Annotated in this window: 13 protein-coding genes; all 13 read right to left on the bottom strand. The window is 69.8% G+C overall.

Translation table 11 applies throughout. From position 1 onward, the window contains the following. Positions 1–205: 205 nt before the first annotated feature. Positions 206–2,020 carry a sensor domain-containing diguanylate cyclase gene (locus IE209_RS17155; RefSeq protein WP_189688164.1) on the bottom strand — a complete coding sequence of 605 codons (1,815 nt, stop codon included), beginning with the start codon at positions 2,018–2,020 and terminating at the stop codon, positions 206–208. Positions 2,021–2,138: 118 nt separating this feature from the next. After that, positions 2,139–2,915 carry an enoyl-CoA hydratase/isomerase family protein gene (locus tag IE209_RS17150; protein ID WP_189688163.1) on the bottom strand — a complete coding sequence of 259 codons (777 nt, stop codon included), beginning with the start codon at positions 2,913–2,915 and terminating at the stop codon, positions 2,139–2,141. A gap of 13 nt (positions 2,916–2,928) precedes the next feature. After that, positions 2,929–3,726, bottom strand: coding sequence for an SDR family oxidoreductase (locus tag IE209_RS17145; protein WP_189688162.1), 798 nt, complete (start codon positions 3,724–3,726; stop codon positions 2,929–2,931). A 186-nt stretch (positions 3,727–3,912) separates the two neighbouring features. Continuing rightward, positions 3,913–4,893, bottom strand: a complete 981-nt coding sequence (locus IE209_RS17140) for a Bug family tripartite tricarboxylate transporter substrate binding protein (RefSeq protein WP_189688161.1) — start codon at positions 4,891–4,893, stop codon at positions 3,913–3,915. A gap of 23 nt (positions 4,894–4,916) precedes the next feature. Further along, positions 4,917–6,566, bottom strand: coding sequence for a long-chain-fatty-acid--CoA ligase (locus tag IE209_RS17135; RefSeq protein ID WP_189688160.1), 1,650 nt, complete (start codon positions 6,564–6,566; stop codon positions 4,917–4,919). 59 nt (positions 6,567–6,625) lie between these two features. Beyond that, positions 6,626–7,789, bottom strand: a complete 1,164-nt coding sequence (locus IE209_RS17130; protein ID WP_189688159.1) for an acyl-CoA dehydrogenase family protein — start codon at positions 7,787–7,789, stop codon at positions 6,626–6,628. Further along, the gene (locus tag IE209_RS17125; protein WP_189688158.1) at positions 7,786–8,607 is read right to left on the bottom strand and encodes an SDR family NAD(P)-dependent oxidoreductase; all 822 of its coding nucleotides are present in this window, start codon (positions 8,605–8,607) and stop codon (positions 7,786–7,788) included. The genes IE209_RS17130 and IE209_RS17125 overlap by 4 nt, the downstream gene beginning before the upstream one ends. Positions 8,608–8,624: 17 nt before the next feature. Further along, entirely contained in the window at positions 8,625–9,041 is a 417-nt protein-coding gene (locus IE209_RS17120; protein WP_189688157.1) for a MaoC family dehydratase, read from the bottom strand. A gap of 11 nt (positions 9,042–9,052) precedes the next feature. Next, positions 9,053–9,496 carry a MaoC family dehydratase N-terminal domain-containing protein gene (locus IE209_RS17115; RefSeq protein WP_189688156.1) on the bottom strand — a complete coding sequence of 148 codons (444 nt, stop codon included), beginning with the start codon at positions 9,494–9,496 and terminating at the stop codon, positions 9,053–9,055. Between the two features lie 2 nt (positions 9,497–9,498). Continuing rightward, positions 9,499–10,683, bottom strand: coding sequence for a lipid-transfer protein (locus tag IE209_RS17110; RefSeq protein WP_189688155.1), 1,185 nt, complete (start codon positions 10,681–10,683; stop codon positions 9,499–9,501). Positions 10,684–10,848: 165 nt separating this feature from the next. After that, entirely contained in the window at positions 10,849–11,874 is a 1,026-nt protein-coding gene (locus IE209_RS17105; RefSeq protein WP_189688154.1) for an AraC family transcriptional regulator, read from the bottom strand. 193 nt (positions 11,875–12,067) lie between these two features. Beyond that, on the bottom strand, positions 12,068–12,733 hold the full coding sequence (slmA, locus tag IE209_RS17100; RefSeq protein ID WP_189688153.1) for a nucleoid occlusion factor SlmA: 666 nt from the start codon (positions 12,731–12,733) through the stop codon (positions 12,068–12,070). A 20-nt stretch (positions 12,734–12,753) separates the two neighbouring features. Further along, positions 12,754–13,662 (bottom strand): acetylglutamate kinase, encoded by a 909-nt coding sequence (gene argB / locus IE209_RS17095; protein WP_145550982.1) that lies wholly within the window; start codon positions 13,660–13,662, stop codon positions 12,754–12,756. Positions 13,663–13,677: the final 15 nt, after the last annotated feature.

Genomic DNA, 13,677 nt, shown 5'->3' with positions numbered 1-13,677 from the left:
CACACCCACGCGAGGCCCCCGATGAGCACCCGTTTCCATCATGATCGTTGCGCTCGGGGCCTCGCCCTTCGGGCCGGGGCCCGCCAGGCCGCATGCGGGCGTTGCGGTCCTTGCCCGGGCACGAGCCCGGGCGGCGGCCCGCGCCTACGCCTGCGGCCCGCCGCACCCCGTCGTGGGAGCGATCGGTTCATTCACACGTTCTGAGTCAGAACAGAGTGCTGTAGACGCTGACCTGGTCGCGGCCGGCCTGCTTGGCTGCGTACATGGCGTGGTCGGCGCGCTGCAGCAGGGTATCGAATGCGGCGTCGCCTGCCTCGATGGTGCTGACGCCGAAACTGGCCGTGCAGCGCAGCGCCTGGCCCTCGAACGCGCCACGCCAGTCGGCGATGAGCTCACGCAGGCGCTCGGCGGTGCGCTGGGCATCCAGCAACTCCACTTCGGGCAGCAGCACCGCGAACTCCTCGCCGCCGATGCGCGCCAGGAAGTCCACCTCGCGCACCGCGCCGCGCACGATGCCGGCCACGGCGCGGATCACCAGGTCGCCCGCCGCATGGCCATGGGTGTCGTTGACCTGCTTGAACAGGTCGATGTCGAACACCAGCACCGCGAGCGGATGCCCGTAGCGCCGCGCGCGCAGGAATTCACGCTCGGCCACCTCCTGGAAGGAGCGCCGGTTGGCCACGCCCGTCAGCGCGTCCAGCCGGGCCAGCTGCTCGGCCTCGTCGCGCGCCCGCGCCAGTTCGGCCGTGCGCTCCTGCACCTGCTGCTCGAGCCGGATGTTGGCCTTCTCGAGCTGGAACGAGGCCTGCAGGCGCTGGCGCGTGGCCTGCGCCTGCGCGGCGCGGCGCTGCTGGTGCAGCAGATTGATGCGGTCGGCCAACGCCAGCGAGAGCAGCACCACGTCCACGAGAATGCCGAACTCGGCCGCATGGAAGTGCACGAAGGTGTAGGGCAGGAAACCGCTGACCGTCAGGGCGGTGACGAAGCTGCCGGTCAGGCTGGCCATGGTGGCCAGCACGAAGAAGCGCGCGGCGCGGTAGCCCCGCAGCCAGGCGCGCAGGCCGGCGGTCAGGATCAGCGGCGTGCCCAGGAAGATGAAGTACACGGGCGCGGCGTTGTAGGCCACCGGGTCGCCGGCCAGCGTCACCACCAGCCAGGCCACCAGCGTGAGCGCCAAGTAGACCTGCATCACGCGGTGCACGCGCGGCGTGCGCTGGCGCGACTCCAGGAAACTCATCGAGAACCACAGCGCGACGACCTGGAAGCCGAAGATGAAGGGCGTGTGCGCCCAGTTGCTGAAACGCGGCGACTCCGGCCAGAAGTACTGGTACGCGAAGCCGTTGTAGGACGCGTTCATGAGGAAGAACGACAGCAGGTAGGCGCAGTAGGCCAGGTAGTTGCGGTCGCGCGTGGAGGTCCAGATGAAGGCGTTGTAGAGCACCATCACGGCCAGGATGCCGTAGAACATGCCGTAGTAGGCCGACCAGCGCCGGTCGCTCTCGTGGAAGGCCTTCAGCTCCCACAGCTCCATGGGCGTCATGAAGGCCTGCGCGCTGGTGATGCGCAGGTAGTAGGTGTGTCGGCCGGGCAGAACGGACAGGCTGACCACGAACTGCGGCGCATCGACCTCGCGTTCTTCGAACGGCAGCGTGTCGCCGAAGCGGCGGTGGACGGTCTGGCCGTCAGCCCCCGGCGCGTAGAGGTCCACGGTGTCCAGCCAGTTGGTGCGCAGCACCAGCAGCCGCGAGAGCGGGCTGGCGCCGGGGTTCTCCAGCGTGAAGCGGAACCAGTAGGCGGACGCGGTGAAGCCGAAGCTGGACAGCCCGCCTTGGGGCGGTGCGAAGCGCTGGCCAAGCACCGCCTCCAGCGTCAACTGGCCCGTGGGGTCCTCGAGCACCTCCGCCGCCTCGTGCAGCACCAGCTGGCCCTGCCCGGGCACGACCTGGACGGCCTGGGCCGCCGCCACGCCGACGCACAGCCACAGACAGACCCCCCACAGCCACCCCAGAGCCCTGCGCATCGATCAGCATCCGGACGCCGGTGCGACAACGGGCGCCCCATGCGCACCGCCCCACCGCGAAGCGGCGCATTGTCGCAGCGCCGGCGCAACACGTCGTACGCCGAATGGCGCCAGGGGATTACGCCGGCCAGGAAAACCGGGGCGGACGCTTGTGCAGGAAGTCCTGGATCGCGCTCTTGTGCTCGGGCGAGCCCATGGCCAGGGCCTGGGCATCGGCCTCCAGGTTGAGCTGGCCGACCAGGTCGCCGGTGGAGGCGCAGGCGCGCTTGATCAGGCTCACCGCCAGGGGCGAAGCGCCCTCGAAGCTCTTGGCCAGCGCCAGCGCGCGCGGCAGCAGTTGCTCCGCCTCGACGACCTCCATGGCGATGCCCAGGCGCAGCGCCTCCTCGGCCTGGACCTCGCGGGCCGACAGCATGAGCTCGCGCGCGCGCTGCGGGCCGACCACGCGCGGCAGCGTGTAGAAGATGCCGCAGTCGGGCACCAGGCCGACCTTCAGGAAGGAAACGCTCATGCGCGCACGCGGCGTGGCCAGAATGAAGTCGCCCGCCAGCGCCAGGCCGAAGCCCGCGCCGTAGGCCGCGCCGTCCACCGCGCAGATCACGGGCTTGTCCAGGCTCAGCAGCTTGGCCAGCCAGTCGTGCAGCAGGTGCAGGCGGTCGCGCCAGCCGCCGTTGTCCAGGCCCACGGTGGCGATGTTGCGCAGGTCGCCGCCCGAGCAGAAGTGCCCGTTGGCGCCCGTGATCACGAGGGCGCGGATGCCGGCGTCGGTGCGCACACGCTCAACCACCTCGGCCACCTCCACGCGCATCTCGGGCGACAGCGCGTTGCGCACGGGCGCATCGTCCAGCGTCAGGATGGCGGTGGCGCCCTGTTGTTCGAAACGGATCTTGCTCATCGCTGCTCCCCGCTCATTGCGGGCTCGCGCCCAGGTCGCGCCCGCCCGGCAGCGAGCTGCCGCCGTCCACGTGGAGGATGGCGCCGGTCACGTAGCTGGCCAGCGGCGAGGCCAGCACCAGGGCCATGTTGGCGATCTCCTGCGTGCTACCCATGCGGCCCAGCGGCACGGAATCGATGACCCGCTTCTCGGCCGCGGCATCGGGCGCCAGGCGCTTCATGCCCTCGGTGCCGGCGACGGGGCCGGGCACCAGCGAGTTGACGCGGATGCCGTCCGGCCCCCACTCCATGGCCAGCACGCGCACCATCATGTCCAGCCCGGCCTTGGCCGCGCAGACATGCGCCTGCAACTTCGTCGGGTTGGCCGCCTGCGGGGCCGAGATGTTCAGCACCGAGGCCCCGGGCTTGCGCAGGAAGGCATGGGCCCCGCGCACCACGTTGAAGCCGCCGAGCAGGTCGATGTCGACCACGGTCTTGAAGCCTTTGGGCGACATGCCCAGTGCCGGCGCGACGAAGTTGCCGGCCGCACCCGAGACGAGCACGTCGATGGGGCCGAAGCGTTCGTGCGCGGCGCGCAGCGCGGCCTCGATGGCCTCGGCATCGCGCACGTCGGCGCTGTAGCCCTCGGCCTCGCCACCGTGGGCGCGCAGCTGCGCCACGGCGCCCGCGATGCGCTCGGCCGAGCGGCTGGCGATGGACAGCTTGGCGCCGGCCTGCGCGAAGGCATCGGCGATGGCGAGGTTGATGCCCGAGGAGCCGCCGGCCACGAAGACGTGGCGGCCCTTGAAGTCGAAAGGATGAGGTTGAGACATGTCAGTGGTCCATCGGGCGCGCGGCCCGTATCGCATGAAACCGGCACGCAGGCCGCTGCTCGAAAGGCCGCGGAGCAGGCCATGCCAGCAGCCGCCGCGGAACGGGCTTTGCCCGGCCGCTGGCGGCGCCCCCTTGAGGGGGTATCGAACTTCTACACGCAGTGAGAAGTTCAAACGGGGGTGGGTTCATTGGTCGATCCTGATGTTGGCCTCTTTGATGACGCGGCCCCAGATGTCCAGGTCGCGGCGCATCTCCTTCGCGAACTCGGCGACCGGTTCGCCGCCCGGCAAGAGGCCCAGCTCCTCCAGCCGCTTGCGCACCTCGGGCTGGGCCACGATGGCGATGAGTTCGTCGGACAGCTTCTTGACGATGGCCGGCGGCGTGCCGGCTTGCGTGAACAGCGCGAACCAGCCGTAGGGCTCGAAGGACTTGTAGCCCAGCTCGGTGAGGGTCGGCGCGTTGGGCGCCAGCGGCGAGCGCCGTGCGCCCGTCACGCCCAACACCTTCACGCGCCCGCCGCCCATCTGCGCGGCCGCTGTGGTGGAGTCCAGGAATCCCACCTTGACCTGGCCGCCCAGCAGGTCGGCCATCAGCGGGCCGGCGCCCTTGTAATGCGCGATGGCCAGGTCCAGGCCGGCTTGCTGGTTGAGCATGGCCGCATGGATGTGGCCCGAGGTGCCGTTGCCATACGAGCCCAGCGCGTAGGTGCGCGGGTCGGCCTTGGCCAGCTTGACGAACTCCTCGACCGTGTTGGCCGGCACGTCGCGGTGCACCAGCAGCAGGTCGGCCGAGCGCGCGGCCACGGCCAGCGGCTGGAAATCCTTGAGCAGCTCGTAGGGCAGCTTGGGCATCAGGGCCGGGTGCTGCACCATGACCGTGATGGCCATCAGGATGGTGTGGCCGTCGGCGGGCGCCTTGGCCGCCATGTCGTTGCCGATCACGCCGCCCGCGCCGGGCTTGTTCTCCACCACCACGGTGGCCTTGAGGTTCTCGCCCAGCTTGGTCGCCATGAGGCGGCCGATGGTGTCGGTGCCCCCGCCCGGCGCGTAGGGCACGATCACGCGCAGCGGCTTGTTCGGGAAATCCTGCTGCGCGAGCGCCGGCAGGCCGGTAATGGCGAGTGTGGTGAAGGCCAGGGCCTGGCGGCGTGTGATGTCTTGGTGCATCGGTTTGTCTCCTTGGTGTGTGCTCAGGTTCGGGAAAAAGCTTCCTGGATCTCGCGCCAGGCCACCTTGCCGGTGTTGGACTTGGGCAAGGCCGCGCGAAACTCCACGGCGCGCGGCGCCTTGTACACCGCCATGCGCTCGCGGCACCAGGCAATCAACGCGGCCTCGTCGAGCGCCTGGCCGGGCCGCAACACCACCACCGCGCAGACCGATTCGCCCTGCTTGGTGTCGGGCCTGGACACGATGCAGGCCTCGTGGATGGCCGGATGCTCGTAGAGCATGCTCTCCACCTCGGCCGGCCAGACCTTGTAGCCGCTCACGTTGATCATGCGCTTGAGGCGGTCGCGCATGAAGAAATAGCCGTCGGCGTCCATGCTCGCCAGGTCGCCGGTGCGGAAGTAGCGCTGGCCATCGATCTCCAGGAAGGCCGCGCGGTTGGCCGCCTCGTCGCGCCAGTAGCCCTGCATGACCTGCGCGCCGCGGCTGACCAGCTCGCCGGTCTCGCCGGGCGCGAGCTCGGCCAGCGTCTCGGGATCGACGATGCGCGAATCCACACCGAAGGTCGGGATGCCCAGGCATTGGCGCTTGCTGGCCTGCATCGGGTTGCAGTGCAGGAAGGAGGCCGTCTCGGTCAGGCCGTAGCCCTCGATGTAGGTGATGCCGAAGCGCTCCTTGAGCATGGCGGAGACGGCCTCGGGCATGGCCGCGCCGCCGCCGTTCAGCATGGCCAGGCTGGACAGGTCGCGCCGTTGCGCATCCGGATGCGCGAAGAAGTCGATCAGCATCGCCGGTGGCGAGGCCCAGACCGACACGCCGTAGCGTTCGATCAGCGCGGCCGCGGCGCCGGCGTCCCAGCGCGCGAGCATGACCACGGTGGCGCCCTGCCAGACCGGCATCAGCAGCGCGTTCTGCATGCCCAGCAGGTGGAACATGGGCGCCACGCCCAGCACCACGGATTCGGCGTGCAGGTTGCGCCACAGGCAGGCGCCCACGCTGGAGGCGATCAGGCTCGCGTGCGTGTGCATGCAGCCCTTGGGCCGGCCGGTCGTGCCCGAGGTGTAGGGCAGCGCGGCGAGGTCGCCGGGCTGGCTGTCCGCGGGCGCGGCGGGGGCGCCGGCCAGTGCCTCGGCCCAGGCCACGCAACCGGCTTTCGCCAGCGGCTGGCGCGGCGCGCGCACGACCTCGGGCACGGCAAGTTCGGTCGGCGCGGTCAGCGCGTCGGCGTAGCAGATGACGACCACCTCGCGCAGCGCGCCACGCGCGAGCGCGGGCTCCATCGCCGGCAGCAACTCCTGCGCCGCGATGGCGTGGCGCGCGCCACTGTCTTCGAGGTAGTGGTCGACCTCGCCGGCCGTGCACATGGCGTTGACGGGCACGACCATCGCGCCGCAGCACTGCACGGCGAAGAAGCCGATCGCGAACTGCGGGCAGTTCTGGCTCATCAGCAGCACGCGGTCGCCCTTGGCGACACCGGCGCGTTGCAGGTGGCCGGCCAGCGCCCGCGCCTGGCGCAGGTACTCGGCATAGCTCAGCACGCTGTCGTAGTAGACGATGGCGGGCCGCTGCGGGTAGCGCGCGGCGCTGGTCGCCAGGTTGTCCCACAGCGTGGTCTGCGGCACGGCCAGCGCGTGCGGGAAGCCGCGCGGCCAGTGCTTCAGCCAGGGCCTGGTCATGGAACTCCCTCCGGCTTCGCCTGCGGTGCGCGCTGGCTTGGGGCGGCCCGGCGCGGCGCTCATTGGTTCTCCATCGCGCGGGCGATGATTTCCTTCATGACCTCGTTGGCGCCGCCATAGATGCGCGAGACGCGCACATCGGCGTACATGCGGGCGATCGGATACTCCTGCATGTAGCCATAGCCGCCGTGCAGCTGCAGGCATTCGTCCACGACCTCGCAGGTGGCCTGGCTGACCCACCACTTGGCCATCGCGGCCGTGGGAATGTCCAATTCGTGACGCGCGAGCCGGGCCACGCAATCGTCGAGGAAGCTGCGCGCGATCGTCGCCTTGGTCTGGCACTCGGCCAGCTTGAAGCGCGTGTTCTGCAGGTGCAGCAGCGAATCGCCGAAGATCTTGCGGTCGCGCGTGTAGGCCAGCGTTTCGTCCACGGCGCGCTGCATGGTGGCCGCACAGCCGATGGCCAGCACCAGGCGCTCGCGCGGCAGTTGCTGCATGAGCTGTGCGAAGCCCTTGCCCTCCTCGCCGCCGAGCAGGTTGGCCTGCGGCACGCGCATGTCGTTGAAGAACAGCTCCACCGTGTCCTGGCCCTGCTGGCCCACTTTTTCCAGCAGGCGGCCGCGGCGGAAGCCTGCGAGATCCTTGGTCTCGATCACGACCAGCGAGACACCCTTGGCCTTGGCCGTCGGGTCGGTCTTGCAGGCCACGACGATGATGTCCGCCAGCAGGCCGTTGGTGATGAAGGTCTTGGCACCGTTGATCACGTAGTCGTCGCCGTCCTTCACGGCGCTGGTCGTGATGCGCTGCAGGTCCGTGCCGGCGCCGGGCTCGGTCATCGCGATGGCGGCGATGGTCTCGCCCCGCGCCATGCCGGGCAGCCAGCGCTGCTTCTGCGCCTCGGTGCCGTAGGCCAGCAGGTAGTGCGCCACGATGCCGCTGTGCACGTTGATCGAGAAGCTGTTGACCATCGCGCGCATCTGCTCCTCGCAGATCACGGCCTCGTGCAGGAAGCTGCCGCCACCGCCGCCATACTGCTCGGGGATGCCGGCGCACAGCAGGCCCAACTCGCCGGCCCGGCGCCAGATGGGGCGGTCCACGTGGCCCTGCTCCTGCCATTTCTTCAAGTGGGGCACGCACTCGGTCTCGAAGAAGCGGCGCGCGGTGTCGCGCACCATCTGCAACTCGTCGGTCATCCAGGGCCGTGGCGCGTTGGCGAATGTCATGGACGCCCCCCGCCGCAGACCAGCACCTGGCCGCTCACGTAGTTCGACTCGGGGATGCAGAACATGTAGACCGCACCCGCCGCTTCTTCGGGCGTGCCGCCACGGCCCAGCGGGATCGTGGCCTCGGCGGCCTTCAGGCGGTCGGGTTGCACGCCTACCGCGATGGTGCGACCGCCGATGTCCACACTGGCTTCGCCGGCCGTGAGCGGCTGCGTCAGCCGCGTCTGGATCAGGCCGAAGGCCACGCTGTTGACGTTGACCTTGTAGCGGCCCCATTCCTTGGCCATGGCCTTGGTCAAACCGTTGATGCCGGCCTTGGCAGCCGCATAGTTGGCCTGGCCCGCGTTGCCGTACACGCCCGAGGTGGACGAGATGTTGACGACCTTGCGGAACACGGGTGCGTCGGCCTCCTTCTTGGCGGCCTCGCGGATGAAGTCGGCAGCGGCGCGCAGGATGCGGAACGGCGCGGTCAGGTGCACGGCCAGGATGTCTTCCCACTGCTGGTCGCTCATCTTCTGGATCACGTTGTCCCAGGTGTAGCCGGCGTTGTTGACGATGATGTCCACGCCACCGAATTCCTTCAGCGCGGTGGCTACGAAGCGCGTGCCGAAGTCGGCGTCGGTCACGCTGCCCACGCAGGCGCAGGCCTTTCCACCGGCAGCGCGGATGGCGGCCACGGTTTCCATGGCCGGGCCTTCGTCGAGGTCGTTGACGACCAGCCGCGCACCTTCGGCGGCGAGCTTCATCGCGATGGCGTTGCCGATGCCGCGGCCGGAGCCGGAGACCAGGGCGACTTTGTCTTGGAGCTTGAGCGTCATGTCGTTTCTCTTGGACATCAGGACAGGGCGACGACCGCGTCGCCAGAGAGCTTGGTCTGGCCGTTCTGGTCGGTGGTGGACAGCTCCACGCGCAGGCGGCGCTCGCCGTCCTGCTCGAACTTCTCGGTCACGCGGCCTTCGCAGCGGACCTGGGCACCGACCTGGGTGATGGCGACGAAGCGCACGCCGTACGCGCGCAGCGCGCTCTGCGGCACCCAGTTGGTCAGCAGCCGGCCCAGGTAGGCCATGGACAGCATGCCGTGCGCGAAGACGTCGCCGAGGCCGGCCGCCTTGGCGAAATCGGTGTCCACGTGGATCGGGTTGTGGTCGCCCGAGGCGCCGCAGTACAGCGCCAGCGTGAGGCGCGAGATCGGCTCGGTCTCGAAGGACGGCAGTGCGTCGCCGACCTGGATCTGGTCGTAGGAAATCGTCATCTGTTGGCTCCTCATGCGTTCCTCATCACGGTCACGCCCTGGAGGTCGGCCACGTGCTCGCCGCGCTGGTTCGTCACGCGCGTGCTGCGCACGACGAACTCCAGCGCCCCGCCCTTCTTGTCGTAGATGTCTTCGATGCGCTGCTCGAAGGTGAGCCGGTCGCCGGCGTAAGCCATGCGGTGGTAGACGAAGCGCTGCTCCCCGTGCAGCAGCCGGCGGTAGTCCAGGCCCAGCAGGTTGCGCAGCGCAGCCGGGTCCGGCGACTCCATCTCCAGGCAGAACAAAAAGGTGGGCGGCACGGGCAGCGCGGGGTGGCCGGCATCGCGTGCGGCGGACGCGTCGCTGTAGACCGGGTCCGCCTGGCCCGTGGCCTTGGCAAAGAAGCGCAGGCGCGAGGCTTCCACGGCGACCGTGAAGGCCGGCTGGGTGTGGCCGATGTATTTCTTGTCGATCATGGTCAGACGCGCTCGTAGAGGGTCACGACGCACGCACCACCCAGGCCCAGGTTGTGCTGCAGCGCGAGGCGCGCGCCTTCCACCTGGCGTTGGTCTGCGGTGCCGCGCAGCTGGTGCGTCAACTCGTAGCACTGCGCCAGGCCCGTGGCGCCCAGCGGGTGGCCCTTGGACAAGAGGCCGCCCGAGGGGTTGGTCACGACCTTGCCGCCGTAGGTGTTGTCGCCGTCCAGGATGAACTTCTCGGCCGTGCCTTCGGGCGTCAGGCCCAGGCCTTCGTAGGTGATGAGTTCGTTGGCCGTGAAGCAGTCGTGCAGCTCCACCACGTCCAGGTCCTCGGGGCCCACGCCGGCCGCTTCATAGACCTGCTTGGCGGCGGCGGCCGTCATGTCGTAGCCGACCACGCGGCGCATGTCGCCGCTGTCGAAGGTGCTGGGCGTGTCGGTCGTCATGGACTGGGCCGCGATGCGCACCTTGCGCGCGATGCCGTGCTTCCTGGCGAATTCTTCCGAGCACACGATGGTGGCGGCCGCACCGCAGGTGGGCGGGCAGCATTGCAGGCGCGTGAGCGGGTCGAACACGGCGGGCGAGGCCATGACCTCTTCCAGCGTCACGGTGTCGCGGAACACGGCGAGCGGGTTGCGCGCGGCGTGCTGGCGGGCCTTGACCGAGATGCGGCCGAAGGTGTCGGGCCGGATGCCGTACTGCTTGATGTAGTCGCGGCCGGCGCCGCCGAAGAACTGGGCCGCGCGCGGTGCGGTGGGCAGCGTGCCTTGCAGCTGGTCCATGGTCTCGGCGAAGCGGGCCATGGGCGAGGGACGGTCGTCGTAGGCGCCCTTGAGCGCGCCCGGCACCATCTGCTCGAAGCCCAGCGCGATCGCGCATTCGGCCACACCGCTTTCCACGGCCTGGCGCGCCAGGTACAGCGCCGACGAGCCGCTCGAGCAGTTGTTGTTGAGGTTGAAGACCGGGATGCCCGTCAGGCCCACGCCGTAGATGGCGGCCTGGCCGGCGGTGGAGTCGCCGTAGACGTAGCTCACGTAGGCCTGCTGCACGGCGTCGTAAGGCACGCCGGCGTCCTGGAGCGCGAGCGCGGCGGCGCGTGCGCCCATCACGTTGTAGGCCTCGCTCTTGCCGGGCTTGGTGAAGGGGATCATCCCGACGCCGGCAACGTAGACATTGCGTCTCATGTGTGGTCTTCCTCTGGTTGGAGCGGACCGATGGCGCGCGCAGGCACGCGACCGGAACTGCGGGGAAGTCTAGGGACGGGCATGGGCATCGCACATGGCCGAAGCGATGGGCCGCATTGGCCCGAACGCTCAAAAGTGCAGAGACCGGGGGTTAACCCGGAGGCTTCAGGACAGCCGCTCCTGCCGATAGGCGCCGGGCGCCAATCCGGTCCAGCTCTTGAACGCGCGGTGGAAGGTGCTGGCTTCGGAGAAGCCCAGCCGCCCGGCGATTTCGGGCAGGGTGAGGCCGGGCTGGGTCAGGTAGTCGATGGCGGCGTCGCGCAGCAGGTCGTCGCGGATCGCGCGAAAGCCCGTGCCCTCCTCGCGCAGCCGCCGGCGCAGCGTCTGCGGCGTCATCGCCAGCTGCGCGCCCACTTCCTCCAGCGACGGCATGGGTCCGCCCAGGTGGCGGCGCAGCAGGCGGCGGATGCGCTCGGCCAGGCTGCTGTCGTCGCGGTACTTGAGCAGCAGACTGGCCGGCGCCTGGGCCAGGAAGCCGGCCAGGCTCTCGGGCGTCTGCACGATGGGCAGGCTGAGCCAGCGGGCCTCGAAGCGCCAGCCGGTGCGCAGGCCGTAATGCGGTGGCGCCTGGAACAGCTGCGGCGCGTCGCCCGGCTGGTCTGCCTCCTTACAACGCAGGTCCACCGCCAGCAGCGGCAACCGCCGCGCCACCAGCCAGCACACCAGGCCATAGCCCAGGAAGCCGAAACAGCGCATGGCGTAGCCCAGCGGTTCGTCGACCGGTGCACGCGGCGCCAGCGACATGCTGGCCACGCCCTCGCGCACCTGCAGCCGCGGCGTGAAGTCGGACAGCAGCAAGCGGTAGTGGCGCAGGCCCGCGCGCAGGGCCTCCTCCAGCGTGCGGCAACCCACGGCAAGGCGGCACACGGCCTCGAAACTGCCCAGCGGCAGCGGCCGGCTGCACAGACCCCAGAGCTCGTCGCGCAGGCGGTGGCGCAACTGGAAGATCAACGCGGCGTACTGCGCCTGGCTCACGCGCGAGAGCGGCGAGCCCAGCAGTTCGGGCGGGATGCCGGCGCGCTGGAGCAGCGCGTCGCAGTCCAGGCCGGAGCGCCGTGCACCCAGCACGATCTGCCGGACCTGGCCGATGGGGATGGTCTGCCGGGTGGTGCCGCTGGAGGGGGGAGACATGGGACGCGGCAAATTGTAGGAGCGCGGTACCTGCGCCCCTGTCGCCTCCGTGGCCCGGCACGGCCGGCGCTGGCCGCGGCGGGTGGCGGTCTGCGCAGGATCGGGAAAGCCCCGCCGACCATCCAAGGCGCATGGCAGCGCCGATCGGCGCAAAGTGACAAAGCCGCCGAACCCGCGGAAATCCCGGGGCCGGTCAGAGCAGGCGCTGCAGGCTGGCTTCGAGCTGCTCGGTCGGCAGCCGGCGAAAGCCCGAGCGCGCGAAGCGCTGCAGGCGGCCGATGGCGAAGGCCGTCAGCACCGAGGCCTGCACGGTGGCGTCCACGGTGGGCGTGGCGGCGCCATCGTCGGCCAGCGCCGGCCGCAGGCACTGGCGCAGGGCGGACTCGATGCGGTCGAAGAACTGGTTCATGCGGCTCTGCAGCCGCTCGTGCTCCAGCACCAGCGCGTCGCCGACCATCACGCGCACCATGCCGGGGTTCTTCTCGCCGAACTGCAGCAGCACGGTCAGGATGCTGCGTGCCTGCTGCGTGCCGCTGGCGGCCCCATCGGCCGTGATGGCCGCCACGAGCTGGAAAACGCTCTGCTCGATGAACTCGATGAGGCCCTCGAACATCTGGGCCTTGCTCGCGAAGTGGCGGTACAGCGCGGCCTCGCTGACCTGCAGCCGGCCGGCCAGCGCCGCGGTGGTCACACGCTCGGCGCCGGGCTGCTCCAGCATGGTGGCCAGGGTCTGCAGGATCTGCAGCCGGCGCTCGCCGGGCTTGGGCCGCTTGCGCTGCTCGCGTGGTGCGGCTGCGGCTGCCGAGGCGTCCTCGCCGCCTTCGGACGTTGCGGTCGGCAGGGCGGCGTCTTGGGGCATGCGGTGGTGTCGTCGTGCGCTCAGCGCGCGCGGATCATGGTGCCGTAGGCCTGGTCGGTCAGGATCTCGAGCAGCATCGCGTGGGGCACGCGGCCGTCGACGATGTGCACGGCGTTGACGCCGCTCTTAGCCGCGTCGATCGCGCCGGCCAGCTTGGGCAGCATGCCGCCCGAGATGGTGCCGTCGGCGACCAGATCGTCGATCTCGCGCGAGGTCAGCTCGGTCAGCAATTCGCCGGCCTTGTTCAGCACGCCCGGGATGTTGGTCAGCATCATGAGCTTTTCGGCCTGCAGCACGGTGGCGAGCTTGCTGGCGACGACATCGGCGTTGATGTTGTAGCTCTCGTTGTCCTCGCCGAAGCCGATGGGGCTGATGACGGGGATGAACTGGTCATCCTGCAGCGCCTTGACCACGCTGGGGTCGATGCCCACGATGTCGCCGACCTGGCCCACGTCGTGGAACTTGGTCGGGTCGGCCTGGTCGGGCATCTGCAGCTTCTGCGCGCGGATCAGGCCGCCGTCGCGGCCCGTCAACCCCACGGCCTTGCCGCCGGCCTGATTGATCAGGCCCACGATGTCCTGCTGCACCTCGCCGGCCAGCACCCATTCGACGACTTCCATGGTCTCGGCGTCCGTCACGCGCATGCCCTGGATGAACTGGCCCGTCTTGCCCAGGCGCTTGAGCGCGGTCTCGATCTGCGGGCCGCCGCCGTGCACGACCACGGGGTTCATGCCGACCAGCTTGAGCAGCACCACGTCTTCGGCGAAGTCGGCCTGCAGGGCCGGATCGGTCATGGCGTTGCCGCCGTACTTGATGACGATGGTCTTGCCGTGGAACTTGCGGATGTACGGCAGGGCCTGGGCCAGGATCTCGGCCTTGTCGCGCGGCGCGATGGCGGACAGATCGGGCTCGGTGGGGGCGGCGGTCATGGCGGGCTCTCCGGA

This window comes from Pseudorhodoferax aquiterrae (genome assembly GCF_014652235.1).
Classification (GTDB): Bacteria; Pseudomonadota; Gammaproteobacteria; order Burkholderiales; family Burkholderiaceae_C; genus Pseudorhodoferax; species Pseudorhodoferax aquiterrae.
The sequence above is the reverse complement of the archived record's forward strand: the minus strand, read 5'-3'. Positions and strand labels throughout refer to the sequence as shown.

Excerpts from the sequence above, each read along its gene's own strand:
- IE209_RS17155 (WP_189688164.1), bottom strand. The coding sequence starts at position 2,020 with ATGCGCAGGGCTCTGGGGTGGCTGTGGGGGGTCTGTCTGTGGCTGTGC.
- IE209_RS17150 (WP_189688163.1), bottom strand. The coding sequence starts at position 2,915 with ATGAGCAAGATCCGTTTCGAACAACAGGGCGCCACCGCCATCCTGACG.
- IE209_RS17145 (WP_189688162.1), bottom strand. The coding sequence starts at position 3,726 with ATGTCTCAACCTCATCCTTTCGACTTCAAGGGCCGCCACGTCTTCGTG.
- IE209_RS17140 (WP_189688161.1), bottom strand. The coding sequence starts at position 4,893 with ATGCACCAAGACATCACACGCCGCCAGGCCCTGGCCTTCACCACACTC.
- IE209_RS17135 (WP_189688160.1), bottom strand. The coding sequence starts at position 6,566 with ATGACCAGGCCCTGGCTGAAGCACTGGCCGCGCGGCTTCCCGCACGCG.
- IE209_RS17130 (WP_189688159.1), bottom strand. The coding sequence starts at position 7,789 with ATGACATTCGCCAACGCGCCACGGCCCTGGATGACCGACGAGTTGCAG.
- IE209_RS17125 (WP_189688158.1), bottom strand. The coding sequence starts at position 8,607 with ATGACGCTCAAGCTCCAAGACAAAGTCGCCCTGGTCTCCGGCTCCGGC.
- IE209_RS17120 (WP_189688157.1), bottom strand. The coding sequence starts at position 9,041 with ATGACGATTTCCTACGACCAGATCCAGGTCGGCGACGCACTGCCGTCC.
- IE209_RS17115 (WP_189688156.1), bottom strand. The coding sequence starts at position 9,496 with ATGATCGACAAGAAATACATCGGCCACACCCAGCCGGCCTTCACGGTC.
- IE209_RS17110 (WP_189688155.1), bottom strand. The coding sequence starts at position 10,683 with ATGAGACGCAATGTCTACGTTGCCGGCGTCGGGATGATCCCCTTCACC.
- IE209_RS17105 (WP_189688154.1), bottom strand. The coding sequence starts at position 11,874 with ATGTCTCCCCCCTCCAGCGGCACCACCCGGCAGACCATCCCCATCGGC.
- slmA (WP_189688153.1), bottom strand. The coding sequence starts at position 12,733 with ATGCCCCAAGACGCCGCCCTGCCGACCGCAACGTCCGAAGGCGGCGAG.
- argB (WP_145550982.1), bottom strand. The coding sequence starts at position 13,662 with ATGACCGCCGCCCCCACCGAGCCCGATCTGTCCGCCATCGCGCCGCGC.